General features: G+C 36.1%; 21 protein-coding genes and 2 pseudogenes. 14 read left to right on the plus strand and 9 right to left on the minus strand.

Features of this window, described 5'->3' with window-relative positions:
• Positions 1 to 91 precede the first annotated feature (91 nt).
• The 3 genes from AAGD76_RS02655 to AAGD76_RS02665 all read left to right on the plus strand — a co-directional run bounded on the left by AAGD76_RS02655 (position 92) and on the right by AAGD76_RS02665 (position 3,986).
• Complete coding sequence (locus AAGD76_RS02655; protein WP_341820327.1) at positions 92 to 3,169, plus strand: phosphoribosylformylglycinamidine synthase subunit PurL; 3,078 nt, start codon at positions 92 to 94, stop codon at positions 3,167 to 3,169.
• Positions 3,170 to 3,264: 95 nt separating this feature from the next.
• A complete protein-coding gene (locus tag AAGD76_RS02660) occupies positions 3,265 to 3,777 on the plus strand; it encodes a hypothetical protein (RefSeq protein ID WP_006279733.1) in 513 nt (170 codons plus the stop codon).
• A gap of 50 nt (positions 3,778 to 3,827) precedes the next feature.
• Positions 3,828 to 3,986, plus strand: coding sequence for a hypothetical protein (locus AAGD76_RS02665; protein WP_264951724.1), 159 nt, complete (start codon positions 3,828 to 3,830; stop codon positions 3,984 to 3,986).
• 361 nt (positions 3,987 to 4,347) lie between these two features.
• On the opposite strand, the gene AAGD76_RS02670 is transcribed toward AAGD76_RS02665, so the two are convergent.
• A protein-coding gene (locus AAGD76_RS02670; RefSeq protein ID WP_341820157.1) for an IS5-like element ISWpi1 family transposase occupies positions 4,348 to 5,180 on the minus strand; the annotation gives its coding sequence in 2 pieces (ribosomal slippage) (positions 4,348 to 4,811 and positions 4,811 to 5,180; 834 coding nt in all).
• 150 nt (positions 5,181 to 5,330) lie between these two features.
• On the opposite strand from AAGD76_RS02670, the gene uvrA reads away from it, so the two are divergent.
• From uvrA to AAGD76_RS02685, 3 genes and pseudogenes are all read left to right on the plus strand, one after another.
• The gene (gene uvrA, locus AAGD76_RS02675; protein WP_341820328.1) at positions 5,331 to 8,126 is read left to right on the plus strand and encodes an excinuclease ABC subunit UvrA; all 2,796 of its coding nucleotides are present in this window, start codon (positions 5,331 to 5,333) and stop codon (positions 8,124 to 8,126) included.
• Between the two features lie 181 nt (positions 8,127 to 8,307).
• A complete protein-coding gene (locus tag AAGD76_RS02680; RefSeq protein WP_341820329.1) occupies positions 8,308 to 8,775 on the plus strand; it encodes a hypothetical protein in 468 nt (155 codons plus the stop codon).
• A 121-nt stretch (positions 8,776 to 8,896) separates the two neighbouring features.
• Positions 8,897 to 9,157, plus strand: a pseudogene (locus AAGD76_RS02685) (double zinc ribbon domain-containing protein); the annotation flags it as partial.
• Positions 9,158 to 9,182: 25 nt separating this feature from the next.
• On the opposite strand, the gene AAGD76_RS02690 reads toward AAGD76_RS02685, so the two are convergent.
• Positions 9,183 to 10,015 (minus strand): IS5-like element ISWpi1 family transposase gene (locus AAGD76_RS02690; RefSeq protein WP_341820157.1). Its coding sequence is split into 2 segments (ribosomal slippage): positions 9,183 to 9,646 and positions 9,646 to 10,015, totalling 834 coding nucleotides; the frame shifts between segments, so codons are not numbered across the junction.
• A 58-nt stretch (positions 10,016 to 10,073) separates the two neighbouring features.
• Here AAGD76_RS02690 and AAGD76_RS02695 point away from each other — a divergent pair.
• A pseudogene (locus tag AAGD76_RS02695) lies at positions 10,074 to 10,547 on the plus strand (ComF family protein); the annotation flags it as partial.
• A 36-nt stretch (positions 10,548 to 10,583) separates the two neighbouring features.
• On the opposite strand, the gene AAGD76_RS02700 reads toward AAGD76_RS02695, so the two are convergent.
• Together AAGD76_RS02700 and AAGD76_RS02705 are read right to left on the minus strand one after the other, a co-directional pair.
• The gene (locus AAGD76_RS02700; protein WP_256437791.1) at positions 10,584 to 10,718 is read right to left on the minus strand and encodes a hypothetical protein; all 135 of its coding nucleotides are present in this window, start codon (positions 10,716 to 10,718) and stop codon (positions 10,584 to 10,586) included.
• A 7-nt stretch (positions 10,719 to 10,725) separates the two neighbouring features.
• Positions 10,726 to 11,682 (minus strand): IS5 family transposase, encoded by a 957-nt coding sequence (locus AAGD76_RS02705; protein WP_209472359.1) that lies wholly within the window; start codon positions 11,680 to 11,682, stop codon positions 10,726 to 10,728.
• A gap of 474 nt (positions 11,683 to 12,156) precedes the next feature.
• Here AAGD76_RS02705 and AAGD76_RS02710 point away from each other — a divergent pair, with 474 nt between their 5' ends.
• The 7 genes from AAGD76_RS02710 (at position 12,157) to AAGD76_RS02740 (ending at position 15,218) form a co-directional block, all read left to right on the plus strand.
• Positions 12,157 to 12,291, plus strand: a complete 135-nt coding sequence (locus tag AAGD76_RS02710; protein WP_341820330.1) for a hypothetical protein — start codon at positions 12,157 to 12,159, stop codon at positions 12,289 to 12,291.
• A 195-nt stretch (positions 12,292 to 12,486) separates the two neighbouring features.
• Positions 12,487 to 13,131, plus strand: a complete 645-nt coding sequence (locus AAGD76_RS02715) for an alpha/beta hydrolase (protein WP_015589325.1) — start codon at positions 12,487 to 12,489, stop codon at positions 13,129 to 13,131.
• A gap of 5 nt (positions 13,132 to 13,136) precedes the next feature.
• A complete protein-coding gene (locus AAGD76_RS02720) occupies positions 13,137 to 13,943 on the plus strand; it encodes an SDR family oxidoreductase (RefSeq protein ID WP_209472450.1) in 807 nt (268 codons plus the stop codon).
• Between the two features lie 232 nt (positions 13,944 to 14,175).
• Positions 14,176 to 14,430, plus strand: coding sequence for a transposase (locus tag AAGD76_RS02725; protein ID WP_341820331.1), 255 nt, complete (start codon positions 14,176 to 14,178; stop codon positions 14,428 to 14,430).
• Between the two features lie 118 nt (positions 14,431 to 14,548).
• Entirely contained in the window at positions 14,549 to 14,896 is a 348-nt protein-coding gene (locus tag AAGD76_RS02730; protein ID WP_082246251.1) for an IS3 family transposase, read from the plus strand.
• Between the two features lie 3 nt (positions 14,897 to 14,899).
• Positions 14,900 to 15,061 carry a DDE-type integrase/transposase/recombinase gene (locus AAGD76_RS02735; RefSeq protein WP_010082071.1) on the plus strand — a complete coding sequence of 54 codons (162 nt, stop codon included), beginning with the start codon at positions 14,900 to 14,902 and terminating at the stop codon, positions 15,059 to 15,061.
• Entirely contained in the window at positions 15,054 to 15,218 is a 165-nt protein-coding gene (locus tag AAGD76_RS02740) for an IS3 family transposase (RefSeq protein ID WP_010082072.1), read from the plus strand. Before AAGD76_RS02735 ends, AAGD76_RS02740 begins: the two co-directional genes overlap by 8 nt.
• Positions 15,219 to 15,690: 472 nt before the next feature.
• Here the strand turns inward: AAGD76_RS02740 and AAGD76_RS02745 are convergent, their stop codons facing one another.
• From AAGD76_RS02745 to AAGD76_RS02765, 5 genes are all read right to left on the minus strand, one after another.
• Positions 15,691 to 16,326, minus strand: coding sequence for a membrane protein (locus AAGD76_RS02745; protein WP_010962341.1), 636 nt, complete (start codon positions 16,324 to 16,326; stop codon positions 15,691 to 15,693).
• Between the two features lie 128 nt (positions 16,327 to 16,454).
• Positions 16,455 to 18,971, minus strand: a complete 2,517-nt coding sequence (gene leuS / locus AAGD76_RS02750) for a leucine--tRNA ligase (protein WP_341820332.1) — start codon at positions 18,969 to 18,971, stop codon at positions 16,455 to 16,457.
• A 12-nt stretch (positions 18,972 to 18,983) separates the two neighbouring features.
• A complete protein-coding gene (locus AAGD76_RS02755) occupies positions 18,984 to 19,580 on the minus strand; it encodes a murein hydrolase activator EnvC family protein (protein WP_006279879.1) in 597 nt (198 codons plus the stop codon).
• A gap of 45 nt (positions 19,581 to 19,625) precedes the next feature.
• Positions 19,626 to 19,952 (minus strand): MerR family transcriptional regulator, encoded by a 327-nt coding sequence (locus AAGD76_RS02760; protein ID WP_006279880.1) that lies wholly within the window; start codon positions 19,950 to 19,952, stop codon positions 19,626 to 19,628.
• Complete coding sequence (locus tag AAGD76_RS02765) at positions 19,952 to 20,257, minus strand: integration host factor subunit alpha (RefSeq protein ID WP_006279881.1); 306 nt, start codon at positions 20,255 to 20,257, stop codon at positions 19,952 to 19,954. Before AAGD76_RS02765 ends, AAGD76_RS02760 begins: the two co-directional genes overlap by 1 nt.
• Positions 20,258 to 20,294 lie beyond the last annotated feature (37 nt).

Below are 20,294 nucleotides of genomic sequence, written 5' to 3' on the forward strand. Positions count from 1 at the left end.
ACAATTAATACAATATTTTATTGTATAGAAATTATTCAAAATATAAACGTGCTTGTATGCTATTATATATTAAAATTTTTTATAACATTACATGGCAAACATTAGAATAGAAGTTTTAAATAAATGCGAGCAAATTGGCCGCAGATGGTTAGTCAACGTTTACTCGATTTACATACGCAAAGGATTACCATCCAAATTATATGAAGAAATTTGCGGGCTATTTTATAATAAAGTCATACAAGACTGCCGTTATTATTCCTACAATGAAAACCTTGAAGAAGTTCCGTATGATTTCATAGAACCACAAGCAAAGTGGGGCTTGGAAATAAGCTTCCTACCTGGCATGACCGATAATGTAGGCAACACAGTGAAACAAATTGTTAGAGAGTATTTAATAAGCAAAGGCTATATCGACCAGCCTGTCATCCCAGTGCTTGACACTGGGATCCAGAAAGAGAAAACGCAGATTCCAGCGTCACGCGCTGGAATGACACCAATTGAGATCAAAGCAAGAAGTTCAAAATTGATTCTAAGTCAAGGAGATTTACCAACCGAAGATGATATAAAACAAGAGTTCAACCCCATCACTGAGTATTGCACACTTATCTGTAAAGAAAATAATAACTATAGCTGGAAATATTATGGTAAATATAAGTCATTAAATACCCACTCCGGTGTCATTCCAGCGCGTGACCAGGAAAAAAAAGAATGGATCCCAGTGTCAAGCACTGGGATGACAGAAAAAAAGGCTGGGATGACAAAAGAGAGCACTGGAGTGATATCAAGTAGTAATGGGGCTAAATCTGTTGATTTAAATGTAAGTGACCAAGAACTTGAGAAAATCAGCAGAGATGGAATCGATGGTAATGGCACTTTAGGGCTCTCGCTGGCAGCAATGAAAGCTATAAAGGATTACTTTAAAAAACTTGGTAGAAATCCATATGATATTGAACTTGAGTCTCTGGCACAGACTTGGTCTGAACATTGTAAACACAATATTTTTTGCTCCCCTATTGATGAAATAAAAGACGGTCTATATGCTCATTATATTAAGCGTGCAACGCGTGAGATAAATTCTGACATATGCGTGTCAGTTTTCTCCGACAACGCAGGAGGAATAATTTTTGATGACGATTACTTGATTGTAGATAAAGTTGAAACTCACAATAGCCCTTCAGCTCTTGATCCATTTGGTGGAGCAATGACCGGAGTGCTTGGAGTTAATCGCGATATAGTGGGTTTCGGGAAAGGCGCAGAGCCTATAATGAATACCTATTACTTTTGCTTTGCCAAAGAAGCAAAAGGCAAGTTTTATAGGGACAAAGAGCGCACTGATGAGATCTTACCGCCAAAATATATAATGAAAGAAGTGATCCACGGTGTTAATGTTGCTGGTAATTGCTCTGGTATTCCAACGCAACTTGGATCGGTATATTTTGACGATAGATTTTGTGGCAAGCCGTTAGTTTTTGTTGGCAGTGTCGGAATTATTCCGCGCAACATAAATAACGCACCTTCACACATCAAAGGGCCTAAAAACAGCGATAAAATCGTAATTATTGGCGGAAGAGTTGGAAGAGACGGAATTCACGGTGCAACGTTTTCTTCAGAGGCTTTGTCGGGAAACAGCCCTTCAACGATTGTGCAAATTGGTGACCCTATAACACAAAAAAAACTATCCAATGCCGTCATAAAAGCAAGAGATCTTGGTCTTTATAATGCAATAACGGACAATGGAGCAGGTGGGCTGTCGTCGTCTATTGGTGAAATGGGAAAAGACGGATTTGAAGTTGATTTGAGCAAGGTTCTCCTTAAAAACGATGGTATGGCTCCGTGGGAAATATGGATATCAGAATCACAAGAGAGAATGACCTTAGCAGTGCCAGAAGAAAATCTCCCTATGTTTAAGCAAATCATGAAAAAACATGATGTGGAGGTTTGTGTGATTGGAGAGTTTAATGAGAGTGGTAAAGCCGTTGTTAAATGTCCTAAAGGGACAGTAATAATGGATATCGGAACTGAATTTCTGCATGATGGTAATCCTAAAATGCATTTACAGACAAAGCCGTGGTCTAAGGGGCTTCCAGCGCCACGCGCTGGAATGACAACAAGTTCGCCTTCTTTAGAAATTGAATTAAAAGAAATGTTAAGCAGACCAAACATTTGCAGTAAAGAGTTCATAGTGGTGCAATATGATCATGAGGTTCAAGGATCGTCAGTGTTAAAACCACTGCAAGGCAAGGGAAGAATGTGCAGCGAAGCTATTGTCTCAAGGCCTGTTCTTTCTTCAAATAAAGGTGTTGTAAAATCGCAAGGATTTGGCTCAAGTTATGGAGAAATTGACACCTACCACATGGCAGCATGTGCAATTGACACCGCGATACGCAACTATGTAGCCGCAGGAGGAAATATAAATCATCTAGCGTTGCTCGACAATTTTTGCTGGTGTGATGCTTATAATCCAGAAAGGTTGTGGCAACTAAAGAAAGCTGCAGAGGCTTGTTACGACTTCGCAACTGCATTTAAAACACCATTCATATCCGGAAAAGACAGTATGTTCAATGACTTCAAGGGATATGATGAAAATGGCGAGAAAGTGATAATCTCTGCACCACCTTCATTACTCATCTCAGCAATTGGAATTATAGAAAATATTGAAAATGCGGTATCGCTTGATGTAAAAATGCCAGGGGACTTGATATATGTGCTTGGAGAAACACTTGATGAACTTGGTAGATCTGAATATCAGTTATATAGTGGAATAGGTAATAACAACGTACCAAAAGTTGATGCAAAGAGCGCTAGGAAGTTGTATGAGCGTTACAACCAGGCAATAAAAGATGGCATAATTGCCTCTGCAATTGCACCAAACTTAGGCGGATTAGTTATTGCTCTGGCAAAATCGCTAATTGCAGGAGACCTTGGTGCTGAAATCGATCTTTCACTAGTGCCAATAGGAAAAATACAAAATACAGACATAATAAACAAGATAATAATGTTTTCTGAATCGCAAAGTAGAATTTTGGTTACTATTGCACCACAAAATCAGAAGAGGTTTGAAGAATTGTTTGAAGGTGCAGTTTATTCATGTATTGGCAAAGTAACAGAGAAAAAGGTGCTAAACATAAAGGATGTTTTAAAAGTAGATCTGAAAGATGTGGCATGCTAATATAAAATATTTTTCTTATTATGCTAAATAACTCTTTTACTATATGTAATGTTTATTTAGAATGAATGTATGTTATTAATTTTGGGTAGGTAATTATGTCTATTTTATCGATACTCCTGTTTATCAGTCTTTCTTTACTCAACACTTCAAATAAATTGATGATATGTGCTGCCTTATTTGTGGGAGCTGCTTTAGTTGTAAATTCAATGGTTGAATTTTATGGCAGAAGCAAAGCTACGTACAACTTAATAGTGTGTACAGCGCTATGTTGTGTTTTTAAATGGCAAAGTTTTAATTTGATGATATTGATTTCATATACTGCAATTTTAGTATCTCTTCTCTCAAGCATAATTATTTTTGAAAAATTGAAGTCCAAGTTGAATTTTCATATGGCAAATTTCATTACTTTAATTATAGCATCAGTGGTTGATAGTGCCGTTGTATGTGTTGGATTACTATACAAATTTTCTGCAGGTAAATGCTTATCAATATACATTAGAGATTTAATTTTTAAGTTTTCTTATGTGTCAGTATTGAGCATCTGCTTGTTTGTAGGAATGTATTTATTTTGCTTGGCGAACAAGAAGTATTTTAAGATTTCCACATAACCTGTTTTCTGATATAGCTAAACTGACTTTGGGTCCTGGGGGTGTATTTGGTGGTCCTAATACGTAACAACAGTTTAGAATTTATAGGTAGCCTAAACCCACAACTGTACAAACACTATGATTTTAGCCTATCAGGGGGGTGTCATTCCAGTGCCCAGACACTGGAATCCAGAAAAAAGAATGGTGTCATCCCAGTGCTTGACACATAGCTGTACGAACATTCATTTTTGAAGGTAAATTGCACAGCAAATGGTGTCATTCCAGTCTGGAATCCAGAAATTTTGCTTATAACTGAGCTGATGAGCTAAAGGTAGTTGTCTTACGCTAAAACAAACGTTTTTAATTAAGTTGCATAGAACCAGTGTCTGGGCACTGGCCCACTGGTGGGAATTGCTCCTAAACTACAACGTTCGTACAGCTATGTGCTTGACACTGGGATGACATCATAGGGGCACTGGCCTACTTAACCGTCATACCGTCGCGGTATCTCAGCCGCTAACAAGTAGCGGAATGACGATTTATCAAACGCTGCTTAATTTTCCGTAAGAGGTTGTCCGGAAACTAGTAAATTCAAGCATATTCCCTCTTTAACATAACCCTACTCATAGCTAGGTATATGAAATTCTCAGTGGATGTTGTGAGTAAATCATACTCCTTCGATAGCCTTCTATTCCTATTAACCCAAGCAAAAGTCCTTTCTACAACCCATCTTCTTGGCTGTACTTTAAACCCTTGTTCTCTTGTTGGTAGTAGCTCAGGTGGCGTATCTTTGTGCACCCAAAATCTACATGGAGGCCTTTTAACAATTTCAATATCTATGTCATATTCTTCCTTTATGTGATTCTTTAAATTTCTTCCTTGGTATCCCATGTCAGCCCACATTTTTTTAACTTTAGTATATTTTGTTCTCATATTGTTTAATGCTATTTTAATACCATCTCTATCATTTTCGTTAGCAGCACCTACGTAACAACCTAGTATAAAACCCTGAGTGTCTGTAATTATATGCCTTTTTCTACTCTTTACTTTTTTACTTCCATCATAGCCTTTGATCCCCCCTTTTCTGTAGTCTTTACAGATTGACTATCTACTATACAGGCACTCGGCTGCTCATTCCTTCCTATTTTTCTTCTACTATATTTTGTAATTTCATAATTCATTTTCTCAAAAATTCCCTGCTTCTTCCATTGCCTGAACTGCTCATACACAGTCTTCCATAGCGGAAAATCATTTGGTAAATACCGCCATTGACACCCTGTACGCAATACATAGAAAATTGCTTCTAATATTTCTCTTTTGCTATACTTTGGCGGCCTTCCTCCTTTCTTGTATGATACTCTGAAGTGTTTTTCTATTCTTGCCCATTCCCTTTCGCTTAGATCTGTTGGATACTTTTTTCTCATCTTTACCCCGTACTAAAATTTCAGATATTATAGCCTTTTACTTGTTTCCGGACAACCTCTAACAGTTGAAAAAATCAATAGAAAATCAATATATCACTATAAATTCACGTATTTTGAGGCTATAATGGTTAATACGCTATATGGTATAATATGGACGATTTTATCAGAGTTAAGGGCGCAAGGGAACATAATCTGCAAGGTGTAGACGTCAATATACCGAAAAATAAGCTAGTTGTTATAACTGGGCTAAGTGGTTCTGGCAAGTCTAGCCTTGCATTTGATACGATTTATGCAGAAGGCCAACGCCGGTACGTTGAAAGCCTGTCAGCTTACGCGCGTCAATTTCTCAACATTCAGGATAAACCAGATGTTGAGTCGATTACAGGTCTCTCTCCTGCAATATCTATCAACCAGAAATCGATCTCAAAAAATCCAAGGTCAACAGTTGGAACTGTTACCGAAATTTACGATTACTTGCGCTTAGTATATGCACGAATAGGAGTTCCTTATTCACCTGCAACTGGATTACCAATAACAAAACAAACGGTGTCTCAAATTGTAGATACTATAATTGCGTTACCTTTAGAAACTAAGATATATATACTTGCCCCTGTTGTGCGTGGTAGAAAGGGAGAACATCTTAAAGAGATATTGGAAATTAAAAGACAAGGTTACGTAAGGTTCAAAATAGATGGTGAAGTGTACAATGTAGATGACTTGCCTAAACTCGATAAGAACAAGAAACACGACATTTTTGTGGTTGCAGATAGAATATCAATATTGGGCGATATAGGAAATCGACTGCCAAGTAGTATAGAATCCGCACTAAAACTTGGTAATGGTCTAATGTATGTAGAAATAGTAAACCTACCTGACAACCATAATTCCGAGTATAAAAATGGTCAAATTCTGACTTTTTCAGAGAATTTTGCATGCCCCGAGTCTGGTTTCACTCTTGAGGAAATAGAACCAAGATTATTTTCTTTTAACAGCCCTTACGGTGCATGTGGTTCGTGTAATGGGCTTGGTAAAAAGCTGGCTATTGATGTGAAGCTGATAGTGCCAGATGAAACTCTTTCAATATCTGAAGGCGCTTTAAAGCCAGTGGGATCAATGTTCCGTCAAGTGCACACAGGTTATGGATTTTTAAAAAGTGCAATTCTATCACTGGCTGAAAATTGTAAATTTAGCCTTGATGTTCCGTGGAAGAACATAGATCAAGAAGTAAAAGATATGATACTCTTTGGCTTCGGTAAATTTCAAGGTTTGGTCAGTATCTTAGAAAACCAGATGGATTATGATGAAACGCTTGTTGAGCGATATTGCTCTGTTACTCACTGCAGAGAATGCACTGGCTATAGATTGAGAAAAGAAGCGCTTACAGTAAAAATTGATAGCAAACATATAGGTGAAATATCAGGGCTTAGTATCGATGAATCCCTTAAGTGGTTTGAAAATTTGCCAGACAAGCTCACAGAACAACAGAAGCAAATCTCAAATAAAATACTAAGTGAAATAATCAAGAGGCTAACATTTTTAAAGAATGTAGGGTTGAATTACCTAACGCTTGATCGAGAATCTAGCACTCTCTCTGGCGGCGAGAGTCAGAGGATCAGACTTGCTTCGCAAATTGGCTCAGGATTAACGGGGGTTTTATATGTTCTTGATGAACCCTCGATTGGCCTTCATCAATGTGATAATGATCGGTTAATTGCCACACTAAAAAACTTAAGAGACATGGGTAACACTGTAATCGTTGTTGAGCATGATGAAGATACAATAATGGCTGCTGATTATGCGATTGATATTGGTCCTGGAGCTGGCGTAAATGGTGGAAAAGTTGTTGCAGAAGGAACACCAGACCAGGTGCAAAGAAATTCGGGGAGCATAACAGGGCAATATTTGAGTGGAGAGAAAAAAATTTTAATTCCAAGGAGAAGAAAGCAAGCAACTCAGTTCATAAAAGTAATAAATGCATGTGAAAATAACTTAAAAAATGTGAACGTTAAATTTCCTATAGGGAATCTTATTTGTGTTACTGGAATATCAGGAGGGGGAAAATCAAGTTTAGTCATAGAAACGTTATATAAATATTCAGCACATAAGATACATCATTCGTCTGCAAGGTATGGTCAGTGTGATAGAATAGAAGGCCTTGAATATATAGATAAAGTTATAGAAGTTGATCAGTCGCCAATTGGTAGAACTCCTGCGTCAAATCCAGCAACATATGTTGGTATGTTCACTCATATAAGAAATTGGTTTGCAGGTCTTTCGGAGTCAAAAGCAAGGGGATATAATATAGGCCGGTTTTCATTTAATACCAGAGGGGGAAGGTGTGAGGCTTGTAAAGGTGATGGGCACTTAAAGATAGAGATGCATTTTCTACCGGACGTTTATGTGAAGTGTGAGCAATGTAAAGGGCGAAGGTATAATCGGGAAACATTGGAAGTTACTTATAAAGAAAAATCAATCTCTGATGTCCTTGATATGACGATAGATCAAGCTTGTGATTTTTTTGAAAACCTTCCAATGGTAAAAGAAAAGTTGATTTCTTTGCAGGAAGTGGGGCTTGGCTATATAAAACTCGGACAGTCGTCAACAACGTTGTCTGGGGGTGAAGCACAACGAATAAAGCTGTCCAAAGAGCTATCAAAACGATTTACCGGAAGAACATTGTATATTCTTGATGAGCCAACAACTGGATTACACTTTGAAGATATAAATAACTTACTAAAAATACTCCATAGATTAGTCAATCTGGGAAACACTGTTATAGTTATCGAGCACAATTTGCACGTTATAAAAACTGCAGATTATATAATAGACATCGGACCAGAGGGAGGAATAAAAGGCGGAGAAGTGATTGCTACTGGAACTCCAGAAGAAGTGGCAAAAATTCCAGAAAGTGTTACAGGCAGGCATCTTAAAACATATTTATTATAAACTATTTCTTAATTATATTAGGCTAGGTTGCATATTTATGATTTGGAGATAAGAATATCGATACTTTAGAAGGTACGTTGAATATGGAGTTGTACCTGCTAAGAAAGCAGAAGATAACACACTAGTTCCAGAAAATAGTTTCTATAAATCTGTACGTTACGTTGATAATGTGCTAGGACCTGTGAAAGATGTAATTTGTGGAGTTGAGAGTAAAGATGATTATAACAAGTATTATAAAAACAATGATAATTGTGAATACGTGGGTTACAGAGCAGAGAAAGTGTATTCATTGTGTGCACTGAGTGCTATTTTAGCAGCCAGCATAATATTGCAGCCTTTATGTTTAGTACTGGCATATTCGTCATACTTGCCAATTAAGTTATTATCAAAAATAACAGGGGACTATTGTTTAAAAGCAAGTACAAAGTCATTAGTTGATCATTCAAATGCATTTTTAAGTGCTGGGCAAGATTGTGCTAATGCAGTAGCTAGAGTATTTAACAAGATTGTAAGTTATGCTTGCGCTGCTATCGTTTGGGCTGCCGCGTCAATCATAACGCCACTTGTGTGGGCTTGTGACAAAGTGCAAAGTAAGTTGAGTGAAATACAGGAACCAGAAAAATATCAGCGTTTATCTACTGAGTTATAAGTTCTGCTTTTTCAGCAGTGGCTTAGTTTGAACTATATTGAGATGAAATAAAAAGTGAAAGAGTGTAAGCACAAGTTACTTTAGCTATACTATATAAATTTTATAATATATTTAATGAATTGTGAACCTTCTCTTACTAAACAAAGCTACAAATCTCATATTTCCAAACGTATGCGTAAGTTGCGAGTGTATCATTGATGAAAATCTTAATCTGTGTAGTGAATGTAACAAAAAAATCAATTTTCTAACTAAGCATTACTGCAATGTTTGTGGCGTAGTAATCTTAGACAATATTTATACGTGTGGTAAGTGCATCATCAATCCTCCACCGTTTAAAGTATTAAGATCAGTTTTTGCTTATGATCAACATAGTAGAAACATGAGAGGTTGTCCGGAAACTAGTAAATTCAAGCATATTCCCTCTTTAACATAACCCTACTCATAGCTAGGTATATGAAATTCTCAGTGGATGTTGTGAGTAAATCATACTCCTTCGATAGCCTTCTATTCCTATTAACCCAAGCAAAAGTCCTTTCTACAACCCATCTTCTTGGCTGTACTTTAAACCCTTGTTCTCTTGTTGGTAGTAGCTCAGGTGGCGTATCTTTGTGCACCCAAAATCTACATGGAGGCCTTTTAACAATTTCAATATCTATGTCATATTCTTCCTTTATGTGATTCTTTAAATTTCTTCCTTGGTATCCCATGTCAGCCCACATTTTTTTAACTTTAGTATATTTTGTTCTCATATTGTTTAATGCTATTTTAATACCATCTCTATCATTTTCGTTAGCAGCGCCTACGTAACAACCTAGTATAAAACCCTGAGTGTCTGTAATTATATGCCTTTTTCTACTCTTTACTTTTTTACTTCCATCATAGCCTTTGATCCCCCCTTTTCTGTAGTCTTTACAGATTGACTATCTACTATACAGGCACTCGGCTGCTCATTCCTTCCTATTTTTCTTCTACTATATTTTGTAATTTCATAATTCATTTTCTCAAAAATTCCCTGCTTCTTCCATTGCCTGAACTGCTCATACACAGTCTTCCATAGCGGAAAATCATTTGGTAAATACCGCCATTGACACCCTGTACGCAATACATAGAAAATTGCTTCTAATATTTCTCTTTTGCTATACTTTGGCGGCCTTCCTCCTTTCTTGTATGATACTCTGAAGTGTTTTTCTATTCTTGCCCATTCCCTTTCGCTTAGATCTGTTGGATACTTTTTTCTCATCTTTACCCCGTACTAAAATTTCAGATATTATAGCCTTTTACTTGTTTCCGGACAACCTCTGATTATAAATTTCAAATTTTTTGATAATTTGAATTACGTAAAAATCTATGCAAAGTGGATACACCAAGCTAATCAGGATACATTTCAGAACGCAGAGATCATAATCCCTATACCGTTACATAAAATGCGCTTGTTTAAACGTAAATATAATCAAGCAGCACTGCTTGCAAAAGAATTGAGTAAGTTGTCCAATTTATCCTATACGCCATTTGCAATAAAACGCCTTCGCCATACTGCGCCTCAAGCTGGTCTTTCACTTAAACAGCGTGAAAAAAATTTAAAGAAGGCTTTTAAAACAAGCAACAAGAAAATTATCGAAAATAAAATCGTGATATTAGTTGATGATGTGGTAACAACCGGAGCAACTGTAAGATCTTGCTCTCAGGAAATTTTAAACTCCGGTGCAAAAGAAGTGAGAGTGCTATCACTTGCAAGAACGGTGAATGATTGGACCTCTTGCATAAAAAATTAGCAGTCAGTATCATCCAAGTAGCTTGACTACTTGGATCTATTTTTTTCTAGATTCCAGCGCCAGCGTCACGCACATAGCTGTACGAACATTGTTTGCCAAGGAGGGTGTCATCCCAGTGCTTGACACTGGGATGGCTTTGTTGCATCGCTCTTCGGATAGTAGGTAACGCACAATAAATTTATGAAGCTATCTCAAATTTAGCCATACCAATATCAGTGAACTTATTGAGCAAATAGCATTTAACAAGTAGTTCCTTCTCTCTATTTGTCTCAGATTTATTCCTAAAACTAAACCCGAATGTTTGTTTCAGTCGCGAGAAAAAACTTTCTATATAAGATCTTTTTCCATAACTCATCTCTTTTTTCCACTTCTTTATACTATCTTCATCATATGACTTTATGAGCTTGACTGCAGAATTTCTCTCAGCCATATAGTCTAACTTTGGATGCTCTGCTGCGTTGTTTTTCGGAGGAATTTTCGTTTTTATACCATATTGATTACACAGCTTATAGAGCTTTTCTCTGTCATATGCCCTATCTGCATATAGTACTTTTATGACATACTGAAAATCGACTTCTTTTAGCAAATCACAAGCTCCATAGTGATCAGAGTAGACACCGTTACTGTATTTTACAGCTATGGCTTTTTTGCTGTTTGTATTCAACATTACATGCAATTTTCTTGTCTGTTCATAGCTGCGATACTTTCTATCTTCGCTATTTTCTTTGCTATGACCAGGAGTGTTGTTGTATATACTAATTCCTGTACTGTCTATAGCAATTTCGATATCTTCCATATTATTTTTATCAATTCTGCAATCATTGATCTTAATATTGAGTTTCTTAAACCTTCTTGATGATTGTGAATAGCTGATAACTTGCAAATTTTTCCCAATTTGCTCAAGGTATCCTGCTATAAACCCAACTGTTTGCCTCAGGCCTATTCTAAATAAACAAGTTATTATGTGCACCAAAATTACAACTTTATCGCTATAAATATTGTTGCCACCTGGTATTTTTGGACCATTCTCGTACCACTTTTCTATGGCTTCGTTGATATAATGAAAAATATTTCCTCTTTTTTCTAGAAATTTGTTATATTCGCTATGGTTACTGACCCTCATTTTTTGTGGCATATTTTTTCTTTCAAGGTTAAATGGCTATTTTATAATGAATTTTGTCAGTAGCCACCAGATTTTTTCAGTTGCTATGCAACAAAGCCCACTGGAATCCAGGAAACTTAACTTTACACCAGGTAATAAGAACTGGATCCCAGTGGGCTTTGTTGCATCGCTACTTATGAAAGGCTAACTATAGTTAGGATTATAAGCAACCTATTGAAAATCTTGTTTTTTTGCAATCAATCTGATCAAATTTAAGAATAGTAATTTGTTATTTATATTAATAAATTTAATTCTATTGAAAATAGCTAAAGCATTGAAATTCTTGAATTTTAGCCGGATTGGTAAATGGTAGTGAAATTTCTTTTACTCAAATTTAGGTATTCATTGACCGTTCTTGTTATAAATACCAGAATAATAAGCTACTGATATTCCCTATCTTTTTTATCTTTAATCCATCATAGCTAGCGATGCAACAAAGCCATCCCAGTGTCAAGCACTGGAATGACAGCAATCCTACGTCATACCGCGATTCATTCCATAGCTGTACGAACATTGTCTAGCAGGAGGGTGTCATCCCAGCGCCCCTATGATGTCATCCCAGTGCTTGACACTGGGATCTAGAAAAATTGATTGTGCACTATGCAACATTTTCGATCAAAAGCTGGATTCCAGTGTCAGCTACTTTCATCTGCCACGCGAATTGCCTGCAAATTGCAATGTTCATACAGTTATGAGCTAGTGTACATAATTGCACATGGGTTTTTACAAATTTGAAAATTAGTGTTAAATAAAAATATAAATGCAAAAGGAAAAGAAATGATTGAACTTAAAGGCCCAGAAATTTGTGCAGGCGGAAATAAGAAAAATTTGATTATTTTTTTACATGGTTGGGGCTCAAGTGGCGATAATTTCATTCACCTTGCTAAAGTTATGAGCAAGTTTTTACTGGGTTCATATTTTGCAGTACCCAATGCTCCGTTTGAAAGAGAAATAGGTGATGGTTATCAGTGGTTCAGCTTGGAAGATCGTAGTGAGGAAGCGCTATATAATGGAGTAAAAAATGCTACATCAATTGTAAATCATTTCATTGATACAAAATTAAAGGAGCTTAATTTAAAAGATACGCAACTTTCTTTAGTTGGATTTTCTCAAGGAGCAATGCTTGCAATACATACAGCTCTCACCCGCTCTCAATCCTGTGCATCAGTTGTTGCATACTCTGGTAGATTTCTTTCACCTTCAAAAACTGCACCAGAGATCAAGTCAAAACCTAACATATGTGTTATCCATGGTGATGCTGACGACGTGGTACCTTTTTCGTCCCTCGACTTAGCGGTTAAAGCTCTGAAAGAAAATGGAGTAAATGTTGAAGGACACCCAATTCATGCATTAGGGCATATTATTAATGAAGAGGGAATAAAATTAGGAGTAGAATTTATCAAGAAGAATTTTAAAAATTAATTTTCATGCACTTGTTTTGCTTTGGTTATGGATATGTAGCTAAATTTTTATCGAAAAAATTACTGAACTTAGGTTGGAAAGTCAGTGGCACATCAAGAAGTAAAGATATACAAAATGTAATCCTCTTTAATTATGAGAAGGTTAGCCAAGATCTGCTTAAAAGCGCAACGCACGTTTTAATTTCTATTCCTCCAGATGGTGATGATGTTGTGGAGAGATACGGTGATTGCCTGCAAAATGTTAAATGGTTTGGTTATTTGTCTGCAACTAGCGTCTATGGTGATCACTCTGGTAATTGGGTGAATGAGGAATCTGAAACAAAACCTATAGAAATCAGAGGAGAAAAGCGCCTTAGATCTGAAAGGAAGTGGCTGAATAGCAGATTGCCTGTACATATTTTTCGTTTAGCTGGAATATACGGTCCTGGTAGGAACGTGTTAATTGACTTGCAGCTTAGCAAAGCAAGAAATGTGAAAAAAGAAGGGCATTTTTTTTCTCGTATTCACGTTGAAGATATATCGAATATTTTATTTTCTTCCATGCAAAACATAAAACCTGGTGAAATATACAATTGTGCAGACGATTTACCCACTACACAATCTGAAGTGATAATGTATGCAGCCAAACTTCTCAATGTTAGCCCTCCAGAGCCAATTGAGTTACCAGATTATGCACAGAGTTTTTATTTAGGATCAAAAAGAGTAAGTAATGTTAAAATTAAAAAAGATCTTAATGTCTCTCTAATTTATCCTAACTACAAGGTGGGATTAGAGAGTTTGCATGTAAAAAAAACTGAAATCACATCAGAATGATAGATAGGCTTATTGTCACTGCCATTAAGTTAAGGAAAGAATGGTTAAAAACTGAACTAAAAAGTCAGAAATAATTAAGGATTTATGACAAATGCTGAAACAGAATAGAGTAAACTTTAAAGCAGATAAACTCTGAAGTGTAAATTACTTAAGAAATAGTGACCTTACCCAGAAAAAGTGGAGAGAAAGAAAAGAGTTTTTTTGGGTAAAATAAAATTTTGGAGGATTAGAAATGGTAAGAGAATATACAGCAGAATTCAAATTGGAAGCTGTTAAACTGGCAAATGAACAAAGAAAGGCAGGTCAAACAATTACAAAAATAGCAAGAGATTTAGGAATAAAGGGTGGTTTATTAGGAAAATGGATGAAGAAATATAACGAAAAAAAGTCAGCGGCAATGCATTTCCAGGTAGAGGTAACATGGCTCCTTACGACAAAGAGAGGTTTGATTTACAAAGCAAGAGTAACAAGGGAAAGAGACATTTAAAAAAAAGCCCTGGCCAGTCAAAAAGAGTAAAATATTTTTTTATATAGTAACTGCTATAAAGTACAGGAATTATGTAGGATTTTCTGCTAGTGGCTACTATAAGTGGACCACAAGAAAAATAAGCAGTAGAGAATCAGCAAATAAAGAGCTACTCGAAGCTATTCAAAAAATATATCAAGTTTCTAAATGTAGATATGGAGCTCCTAAAATTCATGCTGAATTGAAGGCTTTGGGTAAAAGTTGCAATTTGAAAACGGTGCAAAGTATTATGCAGAAAAATGACATCAGGGCTATACTGAGAAGAAAGTTTAAAATTAAAAAACAACAAACAGATAATAGAGCTGTAGCTCCCAATATACTAGATCAAAACTTTATTGTTGATCAACCAAATAAAGTATGGGATTACTTACATCAAAACCAAGGAGGGATGGCTATATTTGGCAGCAATAATTCTCACGTATGGTAGTTAATGAGTAGTGCAATAAATAAACAATTGGTTATGAACTCTTTATTAATGGCCATTAATAGGCGTAAACCTGTTAAAAATCTACTGCTGCACAGTGACCAAGGTTCACAATATACTGCGCAAGGGTATCAATATCTCTTAGCTGTAAAGAATATAGATGAGTAATAAAGGCTGTTGTTACGACAATTCTGTTGCAGAAAGCTTCTTTAGCTCATTGAAAAGAGAAATACTTATTGATACTTCACAACACTCTGCTCAACAAACTAGAACTGCAATATTTGAATACATAGAAATTTTTTATAACAAACAACGTCACTATTAACTATTGCATTCCAGAACAATTTGATGCATCATTCTTTTTGTAAAAAACATTCCACACTTTCTCTCCACTTTTTCTGGGTAAGGTCATTTTTGCCTTGACCAAGAAAAAATTCAGCTATTGCCTTACTTTCTCTTGCAACAACTTCTTCCTTAACAATTTTTCCTTTCTCATCAACGATACTTATAAAAGTTTCTTTTAGTGAGATCGCTATAATATTCCATGAGACTGCTCCTACTAATAAAAGTTTAAATTATTTTTGAAGAACTTATTCTACTGAATTCGTTACTTCGTGCTAAAATAATGGACTCCATCATTCAACAGCAATTACAGTATGTTTACCCTTTTTCTTGTTATTTTTCTAATCTATAGCTAGCGTTCAAAACCATATTCGAAAATACGTTTTCGGATTTTTTTTAATGCTGTTTATTTCATCCTCAACATCGTCTCTACCTTTATGAACTAAGTAGCAGCATTAAAAATTATAACGTACCCCTATCTCTAGAGTTGCATCTGGTATTTGTTTTGCTTTTATACCACTTAGTTGCCCACCCATGGTCATACCAACTGCACCAATTATCTGCGGAGTAATTTCATAATCAACACCTAACTTTAGTTTATAGGAAATAGAACTCAGTATTTTATCTACTACAGATGAACCAGCAGCTTCACCACCTGATTCTGGAGCACCTTGTGTTTCTTCTTCCTTTTCTTTTTCTTCTTGTGAACTATTGCCATCACCATCAACTGTATCACTAACACCAAAGCCAAAAGGTGTTATTTGGAGATATCCTCCTAAACCTCCGCTGACATATAGTTTAACGGGATCAATATCAAGGTCAGGATAGAAGCGGTAGTTTGCCAATAAGCTAGCTCCTATGCTCTTTAATGACTTAATATTACTGAGAACCTCAAGTTCAAATTTAGAGTTTTGGTCATAATGGTAACCAAGAACAACACCAGGTTTCATTTTAAAGCCACCACCCCAACCAGCACCAAAGTTTAAACCTGCATAGTACTTATCTTCTGACTTACTTGCACTATTACTAGCTGCACCTGCTAGAGATGAAGTAAGCAACACAGCCAAAACGCACAATCTCTTTATTTTCATATAACTCCTCATACAAAAAAATATATAATGCATAAGTATATATCCTTTATATTAAAAAAGATATAACTACATGTCAAAAAAAGTATAGCCATAAAATCAGATTATATAAAACGTACTACTCAGGTCTTTTATATAACTATATTTACTATCTTATTTGGTACAGCATATACAGTGCGAACTTTGCTTTGATCGATCTTACTGGACACAGAGTCTATCGCTATTTTCTTCAATTCTTCTTGAGGTAAGTTAATTGCCACCTTGATTGTTGTACGTAATTTTCCATTGATTTGCACTGCTATAGTTACCGTATCGTCAACTAATAATGATTCATCAGCTTTTGGCCAAGGTTGACCTCCTATTTCTTGCCATAGGCTTTCAGCTAGATGTGGTATGAATGGTTCGATTACTCTGATTAATATACATATACCTTCATCAATAAGAGATTTTCCAGTTTTTACGTCTATTTCAGCTATTAAATTCGTCATCTCACGAAATTTTGCCACTACACAGTTTAATCTGCAGTTTTCCAAGTCATCTGTAAGTCCGTGTAAGAGTTTATGAATTTTTTTTCTGTACTCTAGAAGTCCACCCATAACATTTTCATTATCATAGTGTATATTTACAGGTCTTAGCTGCATGACCATACGCCACAATTTATTTACATAACGAGAACAACCTTCCACGCCATCATCGGACCATTCCATATCTTTCTCCGGAGGAGTGTCGGACAACACAAACAAGCGAGCAGTATCAGCACCATACTTTTCTATGATAAAGTTTGGGTCAACTGTATTCTTTTTCGATTTGCTCATTTTTTCAACTTTGCCCACTTGAACTTTTGCACCTCGCGCTATTAATTCTTTTGCTTCTGCGGGAAATAGCCACTTACCATTTTCGTCTTTATAAGTTGCATGGCAGACCATTCCTTGAGTGATTAAAGTAGAGAAAGGCTCTTTAATATCAAAATAGCCACATTTGGTTAAAGCACGGCAGAAAAATCTTGAATAAAGCAAATGCAGAATTGCATGTTCTATCCCACCTATATAATAATCAACAGGCATAAAACGATTACATGCATCTTTGTCTATTGATTTATCTTCACTACAGAATGCAGCAAAATACCAGGAAGATTCAAAAAAGGTGTCGAATGTATCAGTTTCACGCTCTGCTTGCTTTCCGCACTTTGGACAATCAACAAATTTCCAAGTTGGGTGCTTATCCAGCGGATTGCCACCACTTGTAAATTCTACATCTATTGGTAGAACTACAGGAAGGTCTTTTTCTGGCACTGGAACAGTTCCGCAATCTTTGCAATATATGATAGGTATAGGGCATCCCCAATAACGCTGCCTTGAAACTCCCCAATCGTGCAAACGATAGTTTATTGTTTTTTTGCCTATTTTTTTTTCTTCAAATTTTTTAACTATGGCTTCCTTTGCTTCACTAACCATTAATCCGTTTAAGAATTCGGAGTTAAACATTGTCCCGTCTCCAGTATACGCCTCCTTTGTCATCTGAGTAGCTTGACACTGGGATCCATTGTAAGAATTCTGGTCACGCGCTGGAATGACACCTAAGTGGGCTGAAGAAATAACGGGAATTATCGGCAAATTATATTTCTGTGCAAATTCAAAGTCACGCTGATCATGTGCAGGGCAACCAAAAATCGCGCCTTCCCCATATTCCATCAACACAAAATTCGCTATGTAAAGCGGCAATTCCTTATCAAGAAATGGATGTTTGACGTTTAATCCGGTGTAAACTCCTATTTTTTCATCGTTCTCTCTTTTTGATTTTATTTCCTGGATCCCAGTGTCAAGCACTGGGATGACAACAGAAGAACCATTCTTTAAATCCTGCACAATAGGATGCTCTGCTGCCACTGCACAAAAAGAAGCCCCAAACAAAGTATGAGGATAAGTTGTAAAAACTTTTAATTTCTTATTCAGGCCAACTACTTCAAACTCTATAGTTGCTCCTTCAGATTTTCCTATCCAACGCTCCTGCATTGTTTTGACTTTTTCTGGCCAATTTTTCAAACTTTGCAGGCACTTGAGTAAATCTTCAGCGAAATCAGTAATCTTTAAAAACCATTGGGACAACTTACGTTTTTCAACAACTGCACCTGATCGCCATCCTTTTCCATCAACCACCTGTTCATTTGCAAGCACTGTTTGGTCCACTGGATCCCAGTTAACCCATGATTCTTTTCGATAGGCAAGCCCATGCTTTAAAAAATCCAGGAAAAATTTTTGTTCGTGTTTGTAATAATCAGGCTCACATGTGGAGAGTTCACGCTCCCAATTATAAGAAAGACCTATAGATTTCAACTGTGTACGCATATTATCTATATTCTCTTTTGTCCATGTTTCGGGGCTAATATTGTTATCCCTTGCTGCATTCTCAGCTGGTAATCCAAACGCATCCCAGCCAATTGGATGCAAAACCTCAAATCCATTAGCTCTCTTGTAACGCGCTATCACATCCCCTATTGCATAGTTACGTAAGTGTCCCATATGAATTTTACCAGATGGATATGGAAACATTTCCAACACGTAACACTTTTCTTGTTTACCACTCTTGCTTACAGAAAAATCCCATTTATCTTGATAAAATTTTTCAACACTTTTAAAATCATATTTCATATAAATCCAAATTCAATTACAGTTCATATGCATCAAAGGATCAACCGCTTGGCCATTATGTCGTATTGTGAAACACATCTGTGGATCTTTATCTTGTGTGCTTGATTTACCTGCAGATCCAATTACTTGACCTTGCTTTACTTTATCGCCAATTTCAACATGTATGTTTTTTAAATAGGAGTACACAGTCATGTAATTATCTTTGTGTTCCACTATAATTAAATTCCCATACCATCTCAGCCCTTTGCCTACATATATCACTTTGCCTGGTGCAGAGGAAACTACGTTCGTTCCATTTTGAGCAGCAATTTTTATGCCATCCTTACACATTTCATCAGAAGAGGTAGCTGAACCTTTAACTGGCATTACAAATTTACAATTTACCCCCACATTTTGTGTATTATTGTTATCTTTGTATATCCTATTTATGATGGCTTTTCTACTTTCTTTTTGCACTGAAGGCTCCCTAATTAAATGGTACTCTCTTGTATATTCCAGATCTCTTTTTCCGTAAAATTCTTCGCCTTTAAGCAGCACAGGTGCAGGTTTTTGCAGGCCACAGCCTATTAATATTGCTAATAACATAAGAAATGAGGCTATATGCCACATTTTAAACTCTCACAAAACTCCAAAATTTTAGCGAGACGTAGTGTTTCACGCCTGCTTGTTACTTTCCTCGTTATTTATTTTACTAGTTAAATAGTCCCTCAAATCGGTGAGTTCTTGCAACAAATTCTTTGTGACTTTTATATCATTACCAAATTCTTTTTGCACTCCTTTTATTGTATATCCTTTATCATATAGCATGTATTTTACTTTCTTTATGGCCTCTATACACTTGCGATCATATAGCCTTCTTCCTTTACGCTTTGTAGGCTTAATTTGATGAAATTGACCTTCCCAAAATCTCAAAACATGCTGTTCCAAATGTAGCTCTTCAGCTACTTCCCCAATCGTATAAAATAATTTTTCCTTGTTCATTAATTATTGATTGATTTTTTTATAATTTTTGAAGGCCTAAAAGAAACTGAATTTCTTGCCTGAATCATCACTTTCTCCGATGTATTTGGTATATTTCCTGGTCTTTCCTTCTTTTTCTTAACCAAGAATGTTCCAAATGACGATATTTTTACTATTCCATCCTTTACCAAGCTTGTCTTTATTTCGTCCAATATATCATCTATTATCGAAACAGAGTCTTCCTTTGATAATCCTATTTCTTGGTTTATATCTCCAGCTATCGTTGCCTTAGTTACTGTTGTGTCTTTTGTTGTAACGTGATCCATTATTGATAAATATTACAATACGTAAATATAATATAGC

This window comes from Wolbachia endosymbiont (group A) of Cydia strobilella (genome assembly GCF_964026745.1).
Taxonomy (GTDB): domain Bacteria; phylum Pseudomonadota; class Alphaproteobacteria; order Rickettsiales; family Anaplasmataceae; genus Wolbachia; species Wolbachia pipientis.